Source organism: Caballeronia sp. GACF4 (genome assembly GCF_023631025.1).
Classification (GTDB): Bacteria; Pseudomonadota; Gammaproteobacteria; order Burkholderiales; family Burkholderiaceae; genus Caballeronia.
The window spans coordinates 1-18,034 of record NZ_JALQDW010000041.1 but is presented as its reverse complement, the minus strand read 5'-3'; the positions used below and the strand labels follow the sequence as shown (position 1 = coordinate 18,034).

Here is an 18,034-nt window from a genome sequence, read left to right as displayed (position 1 = left end):
CGGCTCGACGATGACGCGGACCGCTTACGCTCTTTATGCCGATGCCGGAAAAGCCGGCCCGCGCCGCAAGCGAATGGGCCCATGACTCATTGCATCGGGGTCCAGCGTCACGTCCCCTTGTGTGATCAGCACTTTGCCTTCACGCGCCATTTGCGCGGCTACGTCCCTGACCAAAGGCATCAGCGCGCGCCATCCATCTTCGTCGCTCACTAGATTGCGTGCCACATCCGATGGACAAATGGAAGAAGTCGCGGCACGTCCGCCAAGCAAATCCAGCGCGCAATTTTCGATGTCCCGCGTAGATACGCTCATCACGCAACCGGGCGCGCAGGCGCCGGCTTGCCCGCTTCCGCCGCGATCCGGCATAGCTCATCGAACGCGGGTCCACGCGACGGAATCTCGACATGGAACACTTCGGCCATCACGCGGGTCCAGCCGTAGATGAAGTAAGTCCACCCGTCTTCTATCTGCAATTGCTTTTGAAGCGCCTGCGCACGCGCCTGTTCGAGAAAGACCAGATCGCCGCGATAATTCAGCTCCCAAACCACGGCGCGTTCCGGGAACACGGCTGCGTCGCTGAGCGGCGAACCTGGCGCGTCCTTGCCCAGTCCCGTCGCATTGATCACCAACGCGCCCGGCGACAATCGCGCGAGCACCGCGTCATTGTCCTTTGCGTCCTGCACGAGCACGTACTCGCATGCAACGCCAGCGCCGACCTCTCGATGAATCCGCTCGATCTCCTCGAGCCGCGCCGCGGAACGGTCCGATACGATCACCTTCGACGGCCGATTCGCGCCACGGCCTGGTTGCATCAGATGCCATGTCATCGCAATGGTCGAGCCGCCCGCGCCCATAGAGAACGCTTCCGCGCCCGTCGTTGCGAAATGCTGTTCGGGCAGGAAGCCATCGAGCGCGAAGCCGGAAGTGATCGGGTCCTTGGCGTGACAGACGAACTTGCCATTGCGCTTGGAGAGGCAACTCGTTTCGCTCATCATGAGCGCGTGAGGATCGATCTCATCGAAAAGATCGCGGCATGCAGCGTACAAGTCGATCTTGTGCGTGGTGACGAGCGCGCCAACCGACAAGGGATCGTCACGCAAGAACTCGACGGCTTCGCGATACGCATTCGCCGGCGAATGCGGCTCGAAATCGATACCCTTCATCTCGACATTGCCGAGCCCGAGATGTCTTGCCCATGCGGGAAACACGCGCATGATCGAACTTTGCGCGGTCGTCACGCCGATGAAGTAAAACGTCGGCCGTTGCGCGGCTTGGTAACTCATCGCGCCGCTCCTTCGGCACGCGCGCCGCGCGCGATCAGCGCTTCCACGTCGGCCTGCGAACGCTCGCGATACGCAGTATTCGCTTCGCTGCGCCAGCCGCCCTGACCGTCATCGACGATACGCAAGCGCATGCCGCCCGCTTGTTCGATGATCGCGTAGTCCTGCCCCGAATCCGCCGGATAGCAGAACAGCATCACGAAGTCTTCCGCGCCCGTGTTGACGGAACGATGAATCCAGCGCGGCGGCACGTAGCACACGGTATGCGCGTGTATTTCGACGATGCGTGTCTCTCCGTCCGGCGACTCCATCGACATGAGCCCGTCGCCCTTCAGACCGAAATACAACTCCGGCCGGTCGATGTTCGCGTGAATATGCCCGCGCGTCATGAAGTATTCGCGGCCGACCTTCCCTGGCGACATGCGCGTGACGCCGGTGATGAGGTCGCCCGGCTGATCGCTTGGGCGATGATCGGTCACGTCGTACACGACATCCTTGCCGCGAGCGGAAGCCAGCGCGTCGAAGGCGGATGCATCGGCGTACAAGCCGGCGAGATCGTCGAGGCGCTTCTGGTAGCGCGTGCCCGTGCCTTCCATCAGCCCGGTATTCAGGTTCACATCGAATGAGCGCGGTTCAGGCCATTGCATGAGCCATCTCCAAGGAAGGTTGCAAAAACGGAAGGGTCAATGCTAACTTAAGTGGCGTCATGCGTGACCGTGACGCATGACGCCGTCACGCAATCGACTTCGGCATGCGCGGATTGCGCTGCAACGAAGGCGAGCGCTCGGTGATACGCGGCCCGGCGTGCGCCTCGGCAACATCACCGGCCGCGAATTGTCTTCGATAAGCGACGGGCGTGAGGTCCTTCATCGCCTTGAATTGCCGGTTGAAGTTGGCGACATTCGGAAACCCGGAGCGCGCCGCGACGACGGACACCGGCGCGGACGTATGCGCGAGCATGCGGCAGGCATGTCCGATTCTGACCCGCGTGATGTATCGTCCCACGCTCTCGCCCATGTGCTGCTCGAAGTAGCGCGCAAGCGAACGTTCCGACACGTTGGCCGCCTCGCAAAGCTCGGAAAGGCGCAGCGGTTCGGCAAAGCGCGAGTCGATCATCGAGAGCACGCGGTTGATGCGTTCCGGTTCGTGACCCGAAGGACCCTCCGTACGCTCACTGAACGCAGCAGGCGATGCAAGCGGTCGACCAGGCGCTTCCGCCAGCGAGCAAAGCACGTTCAGCGCGGCGCCCAGGCGTTCGCGGGGCGCGTCGCAAAGCAGCTTGTCGAGTTGCGTGCGCATCGCGTCGCCGACTTCCTCACCGAACGCCAGTCCGCACGCGGCTCGGCGCAAGAGGTCGCGCAAGGGTGTGTATTCGGGGCAGACATCCGCGAGCCGCCGCGCCCATTCGCCACTGAACCAGATCACGATGGCGACCTGAGGCACGCTCGAATCGATCGAACGGTTCGACGCCCACGTATGCGGGAGATTCGGCGGCACGAGCACCAGATCCGCGTCGGCGTAACCCTCGATCGAATCGCCGATATAACGCTTGCCGTGGCTGTTGAGCGTGAGCGTCAACTCGTATTCGGGATGATGGTGCCATTCGAAAGGAATGCGCGGCAGACGCCGGTGGTAAACCCTCACCGAACATTCATCACCGAATTCGACGTGTTCGTATGCGGGTTTCATGGCAGAAAGCGCGAAGAAGTTGTCCGGATGGTATCACTTCTGCAGGCGTGATCGGCCTATTCTGCCGGTATGGCAAAACCCATACGGAGACAACCATGGCACTTGAAATTGACGATTTGCCGGCAACCATCCGGCAGGCCAAACGAGCGCTTCGCGAGCGGCTGCCGAACTATCGCGAAGTCTTCGCCGAAGTGGAAGAAGCAATCCACGCCGAGGCCAGCGAGATTGCCGAGCGACGTAATCGCGGCGAGAACGTCATCCCTGAAATCCAGTTCTCCGAGATCGCGCAGCAGCGTGTGAGCGCGGAGCAGATCGCACTCATCAAGTCGCGTGGTGCGTGCGTGATCCGCAATGTGTTCGAAGCATCGCGCGTCGAACAATGGGACCGCGATATCGCGGAGTATGTCGAGCGCAACGACCTCGATACGCGACTGCAGAACCGCGCCGAGGACAAATACTTCGGCCAGCTCGCCTCGAGCAAGCCGCAGATTTACGGCGTGTACTGGTCGAAGCCGCAGGTGCTGGCACGGCAGGCGCCTTCCTTGACTGCGGCGCGCGTGTTCCTCAACCGCTTGTGGCGCGTCGAGAGCGAAGGCCGCGTTCATTTCGATCCCGAGCGCGTGCCGGTGTATGCCGACCGCATGCGTCGACGTCCGCCCGGCTCCGAGTCGTTGGGTCTGTCCGCGCATTGCGACGGCGGCTCGGTCGAACGGTGGATCGAAGCAAATTTCCGCAAGGTGTACCGGCATGTGTTCGACGGCAACTGGCGTCAATATGACCCATTCGACGCCGCGTTCCGGCCGGATGTCGAGGAGATCGCGTCGCCCGCGGTGTGCTCCATGTTCCGCACGTTTCAAGGATGGACCGCGCTCACGCCGCAAGGTCCGGGCGACGGCACGTTGCAGCTCGTGCCGATTGCGAACTCGATGGCGTATATCCTGTTGCGCGCCCTTCAGGACGATGTCGCCGACGACGACCTGTGCGGCGCCTTGCCCGGCCGCGCGCTTTCCATCAAGCCCGAATTTCATGCACCGCTTTTCGAAGCGTTGTCTTCGATCCCGCACATGCGGGCGGGCGACACCGTCTTCTGGCACAGCGACGTGATCCACGCTGTGGAAGACGCGCATCGCGGCGCGGGCTACAGCAACGTGATGTATATCGCTTCGGCGCCTGCGTGCGCCAAGAACGACGAATATCTCAAACGCCAGTTGCCCGCTTTCCTCGAAGGCAGAAGCCCGCCCGACTTTCCCGCCGATCACTTCGAGGTCGACTTCGTCGGACGCGCCACGATGCAAGACCTGACGCCGCTCGGCAAAGCGCAACTCGGGTTCGATCTTTAAAGCTCATGAGTCGTCGATAAAACGGGCGCACGCCATCGCAACCAGGACCGAATAAAAGCCTTCAAATCCGCTTCCACTGCCCGTACTTCGCTACCTGCGATTCATCGAAGGAGAAACCGAGACCCGGCGCGTCGTGCAGCTTGACGCGCCCATTCTCATGCGACAACTGGCGGTCCACCAGACGGCGGAAGTTGAGCACCTGATCGTCCCAGAAGTATTCGACGTAGCGCGCGTTCGGCGTGGCAGCAACGAGCGGCGCATGCAGGTCGTGGAACCAGTGCGGACACATCACGACACCATGACTTGCCGCCGTCGCCGCGATCTTGCGCCATTCAGTAATGCCGCCGCACACGGCCGCATCTGATTGCAGAATCGCGGCCGCGCCCTGGTCGAGCAATTCCTTGTGATACCAGCGGCCATAGCCGATCTCGCCCGTCGCCACCGGAATGCGCGTGGCCTTCGCAAGCCTCGCGTGATTGTCGACATCGTCTGGCGAAAAGGGCTCTTCGATGAAGTACGGATCGTATTGCTCGATGCGGCGCACATGCTGCAAGGCCTGCGTGAGATCGGTCCAGCCGTTGTTCATGTCGATCATCAGTTCGACGTCGGGCCCGACGGCTTCGCGTGCCGCCTTCACGCGCCGCTCCTCTTCCTGCGGCGACAAACGCCCGCCTTTCATCTTCACCGCCCGAAAACCCATCTCCACGTAGCCGGCCATTTCCTCGCCGAGCTTTTCAGGTGTCTTGCCGTCGAGATAGTAGCCACCGCTCGCGTAGGCCGGCACGCTTTCGAGCTCGTTCGCGCCGAGATACTTGTGCAAGGCCACGCCATGCGTGCGCGCGTTGAGATCCCACAGCGCGACATCGAGAATGGACAGCGCACGCATCACGGTGCCCGCGCGTCCTTGCAACAGCGCTTCGTTATACATCGTCTGCCAGAGTCCTTCCACAGCGTACGAGTCGCGGCCGATCAGCACCGGCGCGAGCAACTGCTCCACCGCCACGGTCAGCAATTCGCCCGCCGCGCTGCCGATATAGCAAAAGCCGATGCCTTCGACGCCATCGGTCGAGCGCACCTTGACGAGGCCGTAATGACGCGTGGACACCGTGCGCGTCGAAAAGGACGTGACGCGATCGAGCGGCACCGCGGCCGCGCATACGGCGATGGATTCGATGATAGGCATGGCTGTCTCCCTGTATTGTCGTCAAGAACCGCAAGAACGAGTCTGATGACATGCGCGCCGCAGAAGAAGTATCCTTTGGCTTCTTCAAACCCAAAATTTTTTATCGATGGACTCGCGCTATCTGCAGAGCTTCGTGTTCGTCGTCGAACTGGGTTCGATCGCGGAAGCCGCGCGCAGGCTCGATCTGACGCCCGCCGCCGTCGCGCAACGCGTCAAGATGCTCGAAGCCGAACTCGGCGCCACGCTCGTGCGTCGCTCGGGCCGCACGGTGGGCGCGACGGAAGCCGGCGAGCGCATTCTCGCGCGGGCGCGAGCGGTGCTGCACGACATTCGCGACTTGCGTTCGGACATCGAGGACACGGATCAATTAGGCGGTCAACTGCGTCTTGGCGGCATGGCGACGATGATGGGCAGCCTCATTCCCGACGCGCTCGCGGTGCTGCTCGGTCATCATCCGCAGATGGACTTCTATCTGGAGCCGGGCACGTCGCTCGATCTTTATCGCAAGGTGACGGCAGGCGATCTCGATGCCGCCGTGATCGCGCAACCGCTTTTCAATCTCCCGAAAAGCTGCGACTGGCATACGTTTCGCACGGAGCCGCTCGTGCTTCTGACGCCCGCCGCGATGAACGTCAACGACGTCCACGCGACCTTGCTTTCAGAACCCTTCATTCGATACGACCGTAACGTGGTCGGCGGCCAACTCGCGGATGCGTATTTACGGCAGCAAGGCATCAAGCCGAATCAGCGCTGCGAACTCGATGGCCTCGCGGCCATCGCCACGCTGGTCGATCGCGGGCTGGGCGTCTCGCTCGTGCCGGACTGGGCGCCGCACGAGTATCCGGGCATTTCCGTGCGCAAGTGGGCGCTCCCCAACGCGGCGCCCAAGCGTCTCGTCGGCTTGTTATGGGGACGTTCATGCGCGCGCATCCGGCTCGTGCAGGCGTTTCTCGGCGCGGCGGACTCTATCGAACGGACGCGGCACGGGTCGGGCAAACCGAAGCAATAGTCACGTCCGGAAGCAAGAAGTTCTATGGTTTGAAGCAAGCGCGAGCGTGTCGCGGCAACGCAAGCCAGCCGCGATAATGCGGACACACCTACAGGAGACGCCAGCAACATGAGCGACACATTCAAGAAAAAGTCCGGCGCTGAACAAGACCCGCAACCCGGCGGCCTGCGCAAATCGCTGACGAGCTATGGCGACAGCGGCTTCTCGCTCTTTCTGCGCAAGGCTTTCATCAAGGGCGCGGGCTATACGGACAGCGCGCTCGACCGGCCGGTGATCGGCATCGTCAACACGGGCAGCGCGTATAACCCGTGTCATGGCAACGCGCCGCAGCTGATCGAGGCCGTCAAGCGCGGCGTCATGCTCGCGGGTGGCCTGCCAATGGACTTCCCGACCATCTCCATTGCCGAATCGTTCTCGCAGCCGACCAGCATGTATCTGCGCAACCTCATGTCGATCGACACCGAGGAGATGATTCGCGCGCAGCCCATGGACGCCGTCGTGCTGATCGGCGGATGCGACAAGACCGTGCCCGCGCAACTGATGGGTGCGGCATCGGCGAATATCCCGGCGATCCAGCTCATCACCGGTTCCATGCTGACGGGCGCGCATCGCGGCGAGCGCGTGGGCGCATGCACCGATTGCCGGCGCTATTGGGGACGTTTTCGCGCGGAGGAGATCGACGAGACGGAAATCGCGGCGGTCAACAACCAGCTCGTCGCGAGCGTGGGCACGTGTTCGGTGATGGGCACGGCAAGCACCATGGCGTGTATTGCCGAAGCGCTCGGCATGACCGTTCCGGGCGGCGCCGCGCCGCCCGCGGTGACATCGGACCGCATGCGCGTCGCCGAAATGACAGGCACGCAAGCCGTGCGGATGGCGAAGGACGACCTCACCATCGACAAGATCCTCACCGCCGATGCCTTCGAGAACGCCATGCGCGTGCTGCTGGCTATCGGCGGTTCGACCAATGGCATCGTGCATCTGACCGCCATTGCCGGACGCATGGGCTACGACGTCGATCTGAAAGCGCTCGACCGCATGGGCCGAGAGACGCCCGTGCTGCTCGATCTGAAGCCGTCCGGCTCGCATTACATGGAGGATTTTCATAAGGCGGGCGGCATGGCCACGCTGCTGCGCGAACTCAAGCCGCTTCTCAATCTGAACGCGCTGACCGTCACGGGCCGCACGCTCGGCGAGGAGATCGAAGCGGCGGGTCCGGCCTTCGTGCAGGATGTCGTGCGCTCGTTCGACAACCCGATCTATCCGCAAGGCGGTATTGCCGTCCTAGAAGGCAATCTCGCGCCGGGCGGCGCGATCATCAAGCAATCGGCGGCGAACGCCGAACTCATGGAGCACGAGGGCCGCGCGGTGGTGTTCGAGAACGGCGCGGACTTGGCCACGCGCATCGATTCCGCCGATCTCGACGTCAACGCCGATGACATTCTGGTGCTCAAGAACATCGGTCCGAAGGGCGCGCCCGGCATGCCGGAAGCCGGGTACATTCCGATCCCGCGCAAGCTCGCGACGGCGGGCGTCAAGGACATGGTGCGCATCTCCGATGGCCGCATGAGCGGCACCGCATTCGGCACGATCGTGCTGCACGTGACGCCCGAATCGGCGATCGGCGGGCCGCTTGCGCACGTGCAGACGGGCGACCGCATTCGCCTGTCCGTGTCTAAGCGCGAGATCAGCCTGCTCATCAGCGACGAGGAACTCGCTGCGCGTGCGGCCCGACATCCCGTGACGATACCGACAGCGGAGCGTGGATACCGCAAGCTGTTTCTCGATACGGTGACGCAAGCGGATAAAGGCGTCGACTTCGATTTCTTGCGCGCGACGGAGAAGCGCGGCACGACGCCAAGAAGCTAGACGCGTCATGCTGAAGCACGCCAGGGCCGCTTTCGAGCGGCCTTTTTTGCGTTCACGGGAAACGTCCGCATAAGACACAAGAAATTTTTGTCTTTGAAGCAAGCGCACCCTTGTTCTTCGATATCCAACCCACGGCGATACTGGCGCGACCCTCGAACGACACCGGAGACGCTTGCCATGACTACATCAAAGACCTTTCAGGGCGCGCTGTCGCCCGTTCTCACGCCATTCGACGATAACGGCGCGCCATCGGCCGAGCGTCTGATTCGCCACTGCCGCGCGTTGCTCGACGACGATGTCGGGCTGGCCGTGTTCGGCACGAATTCCGAGGCCAACTCCATGTCCGTCGCGGAGAAGCGCGGACTGCTCGATGCGCTCATCGGCGCAGGCCTGCCCGCTGCACGCATGATGCCTGGCACCGGCGCGTGTGCGTTGCCGGACACCATCGAACTCACGCGTCATGCGGTAGCGAACGGCTGTGGCGGCGTGCTGATGCTGCCGCCGTTCTACTACAAGGGCGTAAGCGACGAAGGACTGTTCCGCGCATACGCCACCGTGATAGACGCTGTCGCCGATGCGCGTCTGAAGATTTATCTCTATCACATTCCTCCGGTCGCGCAGGTGCCGTTGAGCCTTGCACTCATCGAACGCTTGCTGAAGGCGTATCCGGGCACCATTGCGGGCATCAAGGACAGCTCGGGCGACTGGAACAACACGTCGGCCGTGATCGATGCTTTCGCGTCCACGGGCTTCGAAGTCTTCGCGGGCAGCGAGACGTTCCTGTTGCGCACGTTGCAAGCGGGCGGCGCGGGTTGCATCACCGCGACGGGCAACGTGAATGCGGTAGCCATCGGCAAGCTCGCGCGCGAATGGCGCGCCGTCGATGCGCCCGCACAGCAACGCCGCCTAGACGAAACGCGCGCGGTGTTCCAGCGCTTCCCGATGATCGCCGCGATGAAAGCGGCCATTGCATGGCAATCCGGCGATGAAGGCTGGGCGAATTTGCGCCCGCCGCTCGTCGAACTCGATGGCAAGCAACGCGTGCAGCTTGAAAACGCGCTGGACGCCATCGGCTTTTCCATTCCGCATGCCGATCAGCTCGGCGTTCGCGAACCCGCGCACTGAACCGCCGTACAACCATACGAATAAAAACGGAGACAAATCTTGTACGACAGCCCTTCACTTCCCGCCTCGATAGCAACCGACAACGCCGATTCCATCTTTCGCCGCGTTGCGCTGCGCTTCATGCCACTCTTGTTCGTCGGCTACGTGGTCGCTTATCTGGATCGCGTCAACGTCGGCTTCGCCAAGCTGCAGATGTTGAACTCGTTGCATCTGAGCGAAGCCGTGTACGGCCTCGGTGCGGGGTTGTTTTTCGTTGGTTACTTTTTTTTCGAGGTACCGAGCAACCTTCTGCTGCATCGCATCGGCGCGCGGCGCTGGATCGCGCGGATCATGATTACCTGGGCCGCGTTATCGATGGCCACTGCCTGGGTCTCCACGCCCATGCAGTTCTACGCCGTGCGGTTTCTGCTCGGTGTCGCGGAAGCGGGCTTCTTTCCGGGCATGGTGCTGTATCTGACGTACTGGTTCCCGTCGCATCGGCGCGGCAAGATGATTGCGCTCCTGATGGCGGGCAATCCGGTGTCGGGGCTTATCGGCGGACCGGCGTCCGGCTGGATCATGCATTCGATGAGCGGCGTGGGTGGCTTCGAAGGCTGGCAGTGGCTCTTCATCATCGAAGCGGTGCCGTCCATCGTACTCGGCTTCGTGATCCTGAAGCATCTCGATGACCGCGTCGCCGACGCCACCTGGCTCTCCGAACCCGAAAAGCGCGTGATCCTCGATGAAATCGCCGCCGATACCGCCACGCAAACGCACGGCTCGGTGCGCGCGGTGTTCACGTCGGCGCGCGTGTATTTAATGTGTCTGATCCTCTTCGGCATTGTCATGGGTTCGTACGCAATCGGCTTCTGGCAGCCGACCATCCTGCGTTCGACGGGTATAGAAGACGCGTTCATCATCGGCCTTTTGACGATGATTCCCTACTCCGTCGCCCTCATCGCGATGATCCTCACCGGCAAGCACGCCGACCGCACACGCGAGCGGCGCTGGCACGTCGCGCTGCCCGCGCTCATTGCCGGAGCGGGCTTCGTGCTGTGCGCGCTCTTCGGCGCGTCATCGGCGATCTCGGTGGCCGGCCTCACGCTCGCGACTGCGGGCGTCATCACCGCGCTGCCGATGTTCTGGGCGCTGCCCACGGCGTTTCTCGGCGGCACGGGCGCGGCGGCGGGCATCGCGCTCATCAACTGCACGGGCAATCTTGCCGGATTCGTAAGCCCGGCCGTGATCGGCTGGCTCAAATCGATCACGCATTCGCTTTCGTCGGGACTGTTCGTGGTTGCGGCTTCGCTTGCGTTGTCGGCGTTGCTGATTTTCGTCTTCGTGCCGGCGAAGCTCGTCAACAAGTAAGGATTCGACGATGACCGCCAACGACACGAATGTGCCACCCGTTTTGCGGATAGGCGAGTTTCCTGCCATTGCCGAGGCCTTGCTGAAAGAGCGCCTCGCTCTACACACGCTCGCCGAGATCGGCGCTGACGACGCGCTCCGCGCGCGCATCGGCGCTATCGTCACACGGTCCAACTACGACATCGACATCGCGCTCATCGAACGATTACCCGCGCTGCGCATCATTGCGACGAGCGGCGTCGGCTTTGACCGCATTCCGGTCGAGTTTGCGCGCGAACGCGGCATCGTCGTGACCAACACGCCCGATCTGCTCAACGCGGCCGTCGCCGAACTGACGATAGGACTCGTGCTCGCGATGCTAAGGCAACTGCCGCGCGCCGACCGCTTCGTACGCGAAGGCGCGTGGTCAAACGGCGTACTGCCGCTCGGCTCGAACCTGGCGGGCAAGCGCGTCGGGATTGTCGGCATGGGGCGCGTCGGCAAGGAGATCGCGCGAAGACTCGCGCCGTTCCATGTCGAGATCGCGTACTTCGGGCGCACGCGTCAGGCGCTGCCGTTCGAATGGTTCGAGACGCCCGTTCAGCTTGCGCGCTGGTCGGACATTCTGATCGCGAGTTGTCCGGGCGGCAGCGCGACGCGTCATCTGATCGATGCTACCGTGCTCGACGCGCTTGGGTCCAAGGGCATGCTCGTGAACATTGCGCGCGGTTCCGTCGTGGATGAAGCGGCGCTGATTGCAGCGCTGGAACGCCAGGCGCTCGCGGGCGCCGCGCTCGATGTCTTCGAGCACGAACCGCTCAACGATTCGCCTTTGCGACAGTTGGACAATGTCGTGCTGAGCCCGCATATCGGCAGCGCGACGCATGAGACGCGGCTTGCAATGGCCAAACTCACCGCCGACAACGTCGTCTCGTTCTTCACGACAGGACGGGCATTGACGCCTGTCCATATCGAATGATTAGAACTGATACAGCGTGGCGGGCGTATCGACGAGAATGCGCTTGCGCGTCGCTTCATCCGGCACGACGTTGGCGAAAAGGTCCGCGAGCAAGGCATCATCGGGAATGCGGTTCAACGGCTGCTCCGTCGGATGCGGCCAGTCGCTTCCCCACAGCACGCGCTCCGGCGCGACCCGAGCAAAGCCCGCCGCGAGCGCGACGCTATCCGCATACGAAGGCGGCCCGACCTGCGTCTCGTTGTAGAAGCCGATCAGCTTCACGTACGCCTTCCCGCTCGTCAGCAACTCGGAGACCATCTGAAAAGAAGCCTGATGCACGGCATCGGGTTCCGGCACGTGCGCAAGATGATCGAATACGACCGGACACGGCAAGTCGTACCACGTGCTTCGCGCCTGCATCAAAAACGCAGCGGGTGCGTTCACCTGCACATGCCACCCCATTGGCGCAATACGAGCCGCAAGCGGCTTCACCATATCGAGCGTGGTCGTTCCCGGTGGCGCGAGATTGAAGCGGATACCGCGTACGCCAGCGCGATTCAAGGCTTCGAGTTCCGTCTGAGTCACGCTCGTATTGACGACCGCGATGCCGCGTGCGCGTCCGTTGAAACGCGCGATGGATTCGACGAGCAGACGGTTATCGACGCCATAACTCGACGGCTGGATGATGACATTGCGCGTCGTGCCGATGCGCTTTTGCAGTTGCCGATAATCGTCGACAGTTGCATCGCCGGGCTTGAGCGTCGCTTCGGGTGCCCACGGATAGCGATGATCGTAGATGTGATGATGGCAGTCGGTCGCATCGGGCGGCATCACGAGCTTCGTGCGCTCGGTGCCGATGGACCATTTCACTTGCTGCGCGTCACTCTGTACTCGCGTTTCTGCGCATCCGCTCAATGCCAAACCACCCGCGGATGCAACGAGCGCACTCAGCGCCTTCAGCGTCTCGCGACGCTTTCCATTCCACTTCGACAAGGCTGTCTCCTGTTTTATTCGAATGTGCCTGCACGTATTAATCGATGCGCTGCGTGTCTCCCTCGAACTCGCGAAGACAACCGAAGCCGCCATGAAACTGCGCCTCGGTCGCGTCTTCCGCTTCGCGCGATGAGGAGATTTCCAGCGCATGCGTCTGCGCGTCGTCCGCCGGTCGATAGCCGAGCGCACGCGCATTCGCATTGCTCCAGCGATTGCGCGCATTGTCGGACACGCCATAAACGATGACGAAGTGATAGTCCGGCGCATCGATAGCACAACGCGTCAATTGCACCATGTCGCGATGGCTGATCCACGAATAAAGGTGGCGCGGCTCGGTAGGCTTGTCGTCGGGACGAAACGAACCGATGCGCAAACACGCCACCGACATGCCGTACTTGTCGGCATACAAACGCCCGAGCGCTTCGCCGAACGCCTTCGACACACCATAGCGGCTGTCGGGACGAACCATGACCGTGTCGTCGATCATCCTGTCGCGCCGATGAAAGCCCACCGCATGATTCGAACTCGCGAACACCACGCGTTTCACGCCCGCCTCGCGCGCCGCCTCGAAGACGTTGTAGCAGCCGTCGATGTTCATGTCGCGGATCTTCTGCCACGTGTCCTCGTCGGGAATGCCCGCGAGATGCACGACCACATCGACGCCCTGCATGATCTCGCGCAAGCGCTCGGGACGCGTGATGTCGGCAGTGACGATCTCCTCATGCTCCCCCGCGCTCGCTTGCGGCGCGATGTCCGCAAGGCGTAGCGCGTAATGGCCCGCGAATCCGGCGCGTAGCACGCGGCCGATGAGTCCGGCCGCGCCCGTGATCAAAACCCGTTTCATGCGTTGTCTCTCCGTGTTTATCGCAAGGATTGGCTTGCGATGCCGAGTTCGGATGCGCGACGGTTATGCACGAAAAGCACCATGGCGATGACGCCGGTGAAGTCGATCAGCGCGCCGAACAAGAACGCGCTGTGATAGCCGCCGAAGTATTGGATGAGAACCCCTGTCAGCGCCGGTCCGATGATGCCCGACAGGTTGCTCAAGAAGTGGATGAAGCCACCCACGCCGCCCTGCCGATGCAGCGGCAGAATCTCGTGCTGAATTGCCCAGATGGCCTGGCACGAACCGGTGAGGAACAGGAGCGCCGCCGCGATGAGCGCGACCGCCGCCACGAGCGAAGTGGCCGACGTGATGCACAGCACGGCGACACCGGACAGCGCGAGCGGAATCGTCGCGACGAGCTTGCGCGCCTTCACGGGATCGTCCATGCGACGATAAATCCAGTCGCCTACCAGCCCGCCGCCAAAGTAACCAATGGCGCCGCAAATCCACGGAATGGACGTGATGATGCTCATCTGCTTGAGGTCGAGATGCATCACGTTGGTCAGATAACTCGGCAACCACGAGATGAACACGTACTGTGTGTAGTTCACGGCGAAGAGACCCGCGCCGAGCGCCAGCGTGCTCGGGCGGCGCAGATACGCGCCGAGCGTCATGCCGTCGTCCTCCACGTTCGCGGCTTCGGCAATGGAACGGCTCTCGTCGATCAGGCGACGTTCGTCATCGCGCACGCGCGCGTTTTGCGCGGGCTTGTCGGTCACGAAGATGCGCCACACCACGAGCCACAGAAAGCCGAGCACGGCGATCACGATGAACGACGTGCGCCAGTCGAACGCATACGCGATCAGACCGACCACCGGTCCCGCAATGGCATTGCCGAGTGTCTGTCCGGAGAACGTGAAACCGATCATCGTCGAGGTCTCGTGACGCGGAAACCAGTTCGAGATCGTGCGATTCGTATTGGAGCTCATCGGCCCTTCGCCAATGCCGAAGAACACGCGGCATACGAGCAGCGAGACGAATCCCGTCGCGGCCGCTGTGAGTCCGCAGAACAGCGACCAGATGCCCATGGCGTAAGTGAACACGCGCACGGTGCCCCACTTGTCGGAGAAATAGCCGCCGAGAAAGGAGAAGATGGAATAGCCGATGAAGAAGCTGCTGAAGATGATGCCGAGTTGCGAGGGCGAAAGATCGAGCGTCTTGCCAACGATGGGCGCGACGATGCCGAGCGCCGCGCGATCCATGTAGTTGATCGCGCCTGCCGTGAATAGCAGGCCCGCGACCACATAGCGGTATTTGCCGGTCTTCATATGTCTCCTTGACTGCTTTAGTTATGGAGCGGCCATGAAGCCCTCGGCCGCGAAGGTCCTGCCTTGCCGATGCTGTCGCGTCTAAATCCTCACTCTCAACTCATGATGCCGATCTGCCACGGCACGAATTCGTGATCGCCGAGGCCGAGCAGTTCGCTCTTGCTGCGCTCGCCCGAAGCGGTGGCGAGCAGCGCGTCGAAGATGACCTGCCCCATGCTTTCGATGCTCGCTTCGCCATCGAGAATGGCGCCGCAATTCAGGTCCATGTCCTCGGTGAGACGGCGATACATCGGCGTGTTGGTGGCGAGCTTGATCGATGGCACGGGCTTCGCGCCGAACATGGAACCTCGCCCTGTCGTGAACGCGATGAGGTTCGCGCCACCCGCGATCTGTCCGGTCGCGGAGACCGGATCGAAGCCCGGCGTATCCATGAAAACGAGGCCGTTTTGCGTCACGGGCTCGGCGTAGCGATACACCTCCATGAGCGGCGTGGTGCCGCCTTTCATCGACGACCCGATCGATTTCTCGAAGATGTTGGCGAGGCCGCCGACCTGATTGCCCGGACTCACCTTGCCGTTGATCTGCACATCGCGACCGACCGAATATTCTTCCTTCCACCAGCGGATGCGATCCACGAGTTTCTCGCCCACCGCGCGGCTCACGGCGCGGCGCGTCAGCGTATGTTCGACGCCATAGACCTCGGGCGTTTCCGACAGGATGGCGGTGCCGCCGTGGCGCACGAGAATGTCCATTGCGGCGCCGAGCGCGGGATTCGCGCTGATCGAGGAAAAGCCGTCCGAACCGCCGCATTGCAGGCCGATCTTCAGATGGCTCGCATCGACCGTGCTGCGCGTGACGTCGTTGGCGCGGGGCAGCAACGCCTTCACAGCTTCAATGCCCGCCTCGATGGTTTTGCGCGTGCCGCCGGTTTCCTGCATCGTGAAGATATGCAGTCGCGAACTTGCGCTCAAATGCTCCTGATCGAGCAGGCCTTGCAACTGATTGCGTTCGCAACCGAGTCCGACGATAAGTGCCGCCGCGAGATTCGCGTGGCGCGCGTAGCCGGCCATCGTGCGGCGCAGCAGTTGCATGGGCTCGCCGCTCATCTCCATGCCGCAGCCGATCGAATGGCTGAACGCCACCACGCCATCCACGTTCGGGTAATCCGCCAGTCGCTCGCGCGTGAACCATTCCGCGATCTTGTGCACGACCGTGGCCGAGCAATTCACGGTGGAGAGAATGCCGATGTAATTGCGCGTCGCCACGCTGCCATCCGCGCGCACGATGCCCTGAAACGTCGCGCGCTTCCCGACGGGCAACTGCTCGACCGCGCGATAGTCCTCGCCATAGGCGTAGTCGCGATCGAAGTCGCGGAACTCGACGTTGTGTCCGTGAACCAGCGTGCCCGGTGCGATATCGGCGGCGGCGAAACCGATCACCACGTTGTATTTGCGGATCGGCTCGCCTTGCCGGATGGCGCGGGCGGCGATCTTGTAGCCTGCCGTGACCTGGCTTCGGCTCACGAAGTCTTCGGCATCCACGCGCGTGCCCATCGCTACATCCGTGCGGGCAATCACGACGTTGTCATTGGAATGAAGACGGATCACCGGGCCGGCGACGCGCTTTTCGGACTGCTCGATCATGGGTTTCGTATAAGTTATGCGCCGCGAGTACGCGCCTGATGGACCGCTTCATGAAGTACTGGATGGACCACTCGCTGCGCCAATCATACGGATCGGGGATTTGCTATGGTTTGCTTGAGAAGCAAGAAATTTTTTAGTCCGGCGCGCTAATCTGCGGGCTGAGACACCGGGAGCGCCGGAACCGCCGCCGCGCCGACGCTGATAACAAGGAGACATGTCATGTGGCAACAGACCGAACGCTATCCCGACCCGCGCGTGATTTCGCTCGATCCATCCTTCGATCGCTATCGTGTGGCGTTCTCCGCGGTCGAGCGGCTTGCAACGGGCTTTCGGTTCACGGAAGGTCCGGTCTGGTTCGGCGATGGCCGCTTCCTCTTGTTCAGCGATATCCCGAGTAACCGCATGCTGCGCTGGGAGGAGGAAACGGGTGCGGTGAGCGTGTATCGCGCTGCATCGAACCATGCGAATGGCAACACGCGTGACCGGCAAGGACGGCTCATCACGTGTGAACACGGGCGACGCATCACGCGCACGGAATACGACGGCCGCATGACCGTGCTGATGGAATCGTTCGATGGCAAGCCGCTCAATTCGCCTAACGATGTCGTCGTCAAGTCCGACGGTTCGATCTGGTTCACCGATCCGCCCATGGGCATCTGGGGCCACTATGAAGGCAACAAGGCCGAGCCGGAACTGCCGCATTCGATCTATCGCATCGACGCAAAGACGCTCGAAGCGAGCCTCGTAACGGCGGATCTGAAAGGACCGAACGGTCTGTGTTTTTCGGCCGACGAGAAACTGCTTTACGTGACCGAATCGCGCGGCGTGCCGAACAAGCTCATCCACGTGTACGACGTGTCGGAGGACGGGCGCGGTATTGGCCGGGGACGCGTGTTTTACGACGCGGGCGTGGGAACGGTGGACGGCATACGCGTCGATGTCGACGGCAACTTGTGGTGCGGCTGGGGCATGGGCAGCGACGAACTCGACGGCGTGATGATTCTTTCGCCTGCGGGCAAGCCGATCGGACGCATCGCCCTGCCCGAGCGATGCGCCAATCTTTGCTTCGGCGGACCGAAGCGCAACCGTCTCTTCATGGCGGCGTCGCAGTCGATCTATTCGGTGTACGTGAACACGCAGGGCGTCGCGAACGTTTAGCGCGAGCGCCCTGTTTCATCGCTTAGAACGTGGCCCAGTCGCCGTCGCCGGCTGCGACCGCGGGTTCTGCGCGCTTCTTCGGCGCGGCAGGCTTAACGGCCTTCACGATCGACGCGGGCGCAGGACGGTGCACCGGCGCTGCGTTCGCACGGCTCGCGGCAACGACAGCCTGGCCCGTGCGAAACACGGCGACGGTCGTGCGCAATTGCTCGGCCTGATCTTCCAGCGACCCAGCCGCTGCCGCCGCTTCTTCGACGAGTGCCGCGTTCTGCTGCGTGACCTCGTCCATCTGCGAGATGGCCTGGTT

General features: G+C 62.4%; 16 protein-coding genes and 1 pseudogene. 7 read left to right on the top strand and 10 right to left on the bottom strand.

Annotation, left to right across the window (positions count from 1 at the left end):
* Positions 1-33 precede the first annotated feature (33 nt).
* From NCR40_RS29575 to NCR40_RS29560, 4 genes are all read right to left on the bottom strand, one after another.
* A complete protein-coding gene (locus NCR40_RS29575; protein ID WP_250511611.1) occupies positions 34-312 on the bottom strand; it encodes a DUF3253 domain-containing protein in 279 nt (92 codons plus the stop codon).
* Positions 312-1,283 (bottom strand): shikimate dehydrogenase family protein, encoded by a 972-nt coding sequence (locus NCR40_RS29570; protein WP_250511610.1) that lies wholly within the window; start codon positions 1,281-1,283, stop codon positions 312-314. The genes NCR40_RS29575 and NCR40_RS29570 overlap by 1 nt, the downstream gene beginning before the upstream one ends.
* On the bottom strand, positions 1,280-1,927 hold the full coding sequence (locus NCR40_RS29565) for a glucose-6-phosphate isomerase (RefSeq protein WP_250511609.1): 648 nt from the start codon (positions 1,925-1,927) through the stop codon (positions 1,280-1,282). The genes NCR40_RS29570 and NCR40_RS29565 overlap by 4 nt, the downstream gene beginning before the upstream one ends.
* Before the next feature lie 85 nt (positions 1,928-2,012).
* A complete protein-coding gene (locus NCR40_RS29560) occupies positions 2,013-2,969 on the bottom strand; it encodes a helix-turn-helix domain-containing protein (protein ID WP_250511608.1) in 957 nt (318 codons plus the stop codon).
* 95 nt (positions 2,970-3,064) lie between these two features.
* On the opposite strand from NCR40_RS29560, the gene NCR40_RS29555 reads away from it, so the two are divergent.
* Positions 3,065-4,309, top strand: coding sequence for a DUF1479 domain-containing protein (locus NCR40_RS29555; RefSeq protein ID WP_250511607.1), 1,245 nt, complete (start codon positions 3,065-3,067; stop codon positions 4,307-4,309).
* A gap of 61 nt (positions 4,310-4,370) precedes the next feature.
* Here NCR40_RS29555 and NCR40_RS29550 read toward each other — a convergent pair whose 3' ends face one another.
* Entirely contained in the window at positions 4,371-5,492 is a 1,122-nt protein-coding gene (locus tag NCR40_RS29550; protein ID WP_244830614.1) for a mandelate racemase/muconate lactonizing enzyme family protein, read from the bottom strand.
* A 106-nt stretch (positions 5,493-5,598) separates the two neighbouring features.
* Here NCR40_RS29550 and NCR40_RS29545 point away from each other — a divergent pair, with 106 nt between their 5' ends.
* The 5 genes from NCR40_RS29545 to NCR40_RS29525 all read left to right on the top strand — a co-directional run bounded on the left by NCR40_RS29545 (position 5,599) and on the right by NCR40_RS29525 (position 11,800).
* Positions 5,599-6,501, top strand: a complete 903-nt coding sequence (locus NCR40_RS29545) for a LysR family transcriptional regulator (protein WP_244830616.1) — start codon at positions 5,599-5,601, stop codon at positions 6,499-6,501.
* A 108-nt stretch (positions 6,502-6,609) separates the two neighbouring features.
* Positions 6,610-8,370, top strand: a complete 1,761-nt coding sequence (locus tag NCR40_RS29540) for an IlvD/Edd family dehydratase (RefSeq protein WP_250511606.1) — start codon at positions 6,610-6,612, stop codon at positions 8,368-8,370.
* A 177-nt stretch (positions 8,371-8,547) separates the two neighbouring features.
* A complete protein-coding gene (locus NCR40_RS29535) occupies positions 8,548-9,495 on the top strand; it encodes a dihydrodipicolinate synthase family protein (protein WP_250511605.1) in 948 nt (315 codons plus the stop codon).
* A 39-nt stretch (positions 9,496-9,534) separates the two neighbouring features.
* The gene (locus tag NCR40_RS29530; protein ID WP_250511604.1) at positions 9,535-10,842 is read left to right on the top strand and encodes an MFS transporter; all 1,308 of its coding nucleotides are present in this window, start codon (positions 9,535-9,537) and stop codon (positions 10,840-10,842) included.
* A gap of 10 nt (positions 10,843-10,852) precedes the next feature.
* Positions 10,853-11,800, top strand: a complete 948-nt coding sequence (locus NCR40_RS29525; protein WP_250511603.1) for a 2-hydroxyacid dehydrogenase — start codon at positions 10,853-10,855, stop codon at positions 11,798-11,800.
* Here the strand turns inward: NCR40_RS29525 and NCR40_RS29520 are convergent, their stop codons facing one another.
* The 4 genes from NCR40_RS29520 to NCR40_RS29505 form a co-directional block, all read right to left on the bottom strand.
* Entirely contained in the window at positions 11,801-12,772 is a 972-nt protein-coding gene (locus tag NCR40_RS29520) for an amidohydrolase family protein (protein WP_250511602.1), read from the bottom strand. It abuts the gene before it with no gap.
* A gap of 37 nt (positions 12,773-12,809) precedes the next feature.
* Positions 12,810-13,616 (bottom strand): NAD-dependent epimerase/dehydratase family protein, encoded by an 807-nt coding sequence (locus tag NCR40_RS29515; protein WP_250511601.1) that lies wholly within the window; start codon positions 13,614-13,616, stop codon positions 12,810-12,812.
* Positions 13,617-13,633: 17 nt separating this feature from the next.
* On the bottom strand, positions 13,634-14,926 hold the full coding sequence (locus tag NCR40_RS29510; RefSeq protein WP_250511600.1) for an MFS transporter: 1,293 nt from the start codon (positions 14,924-14,926) through the stop codon (positions 13,634-13,636).
* Positions 14,927-15,021: 95 nt separating this feature from the next.
* Entirely contained in the window at positions 15,022-16,569 is a 1,548-nt protein-coding gene (locus NCR40_RS29505; RefSeq protein WP_250469464.1) for a UxaA family hydrolase, read from the bottom strand.
* 219 nt (positions 16,570-16,788) lie between these two features.
* On the opposite strand from NCR40_RS29505, the gene NCR40_RS29500 reads away from it, so the two are divergent.
* Entirely contained in the window at positions 16,789-17,727 is a 939-nt protein-coding gene (locus tag NCR40_RS29500; protein WP_250469463.1) for an SMP-30/gluconolactonase/LRE family protein, read from the top strand.
* 22 nt (positions 17,728-17,749) lie between these two features.
* Here NCR40_RS29500 and NCR40_RS29495 read toward each other — a convergent pair.
* Positions 17,750-18,034 (bottom strand): annotated as a pseudogene (locus NCR40_RS29495) (methyl-accepting chemotaxis protein); the annotation flags it as partial.

Coding starts and splice junctions, on each gene's coding strand:
- NCR40_RS29510 (WP_250511600.1), bottom strand. CDS start 14,926: ATGAAGACCGGCAAATACCGCTATGTGGTCGCGGGCCTGCTATTCACG.
- NCR40_RS29545 (WP_244830616.1), top strand. CDS start 5,599: ATGGACTCGCGCTATCTGCAGAGCTTCGTGTTCGTCGTCGAACTGGGT.
- NCR40_RS29575 (WP_250511611.1), bottom strand. CDS start 312: ATGAGCGTATCTACGCGGGACATCGAAAATTGCGCGCTGGATTTGCTT.
- NCR40_RS29565 (WP_250511609.1), bottom strand. CDS start 1,927: ATGCAATGGCCTGAACCGCGCTCATTCGATGTGAACCTGAATACCGGG.
- NCR40_RS29550 (WP_244830614.1), bottom strand. CDS start 5,492: ATGCCTATCATCGAATCCATCGCCGTATGCGCGGCCGCGGTGCCGCTC.
- NCR40_RS29535 (WP_250511605.1), top strand. CDS start 8,548: ATGACTACATCAAAGACCTTTCAGGGCGCGCTGTCGCCCGTTCTCACG.
- NCR40_RS29570 (WP_250511610.1), bottom strand. CDS start 1,283: ATGAGTTACCAAGCCGCGCAACGGCCGACGTTTTACTTCATCGGCGTG.
- NCR40_RS29560 (WP_250511608.1), bottom strand. CDS start 2,969: ATGAAACCCGCATACGAACACGTCGAATTCGGTGATGAATGTTCGGTG.
- NCR40_RS29525 (WP_250511603.1), top strand. CDS start 10,853: ATGACCGCCAACGACACGAATGTGCCACCCGTTTTGCGGATAGGCGAG.
- NCR40_RS29515 (WP_250511601.1), bottom strand. CDS start 13,616: ATGAAACGGGTTTTGATCACGGGCGCGGCCGGACTCATCGGCCGCGTG.
- NCR40_RS29505 (WP_250469464.1), bottom strand. CDS start 16,569: ATGATCGAGCAGTCCGAAAAGCGCGTCGCCGGCCCGGTGATCCGTCTT.
- NCR40_RS29555 (WP_250511607.1), top strand. CDS start 3,065: ATGGCACTTGAAATTGACGATTTGCCGGCAACCATCCGGCAGGCCAAA.
- NCR40_RS29500 (WP_250469463.1), top strand. CDS start 16,789: ATGTGGCAACAGACCGAACGCTATCCCGACCCGCGCGTGATTTCGCTC.
- NCR40_RS29540 (WP_250511606.1), top strand. CDS start 6,610: ATGAGCGACACATTCAAGAAAAAGTCCGGCGCTGAACAAGACCCGCAA.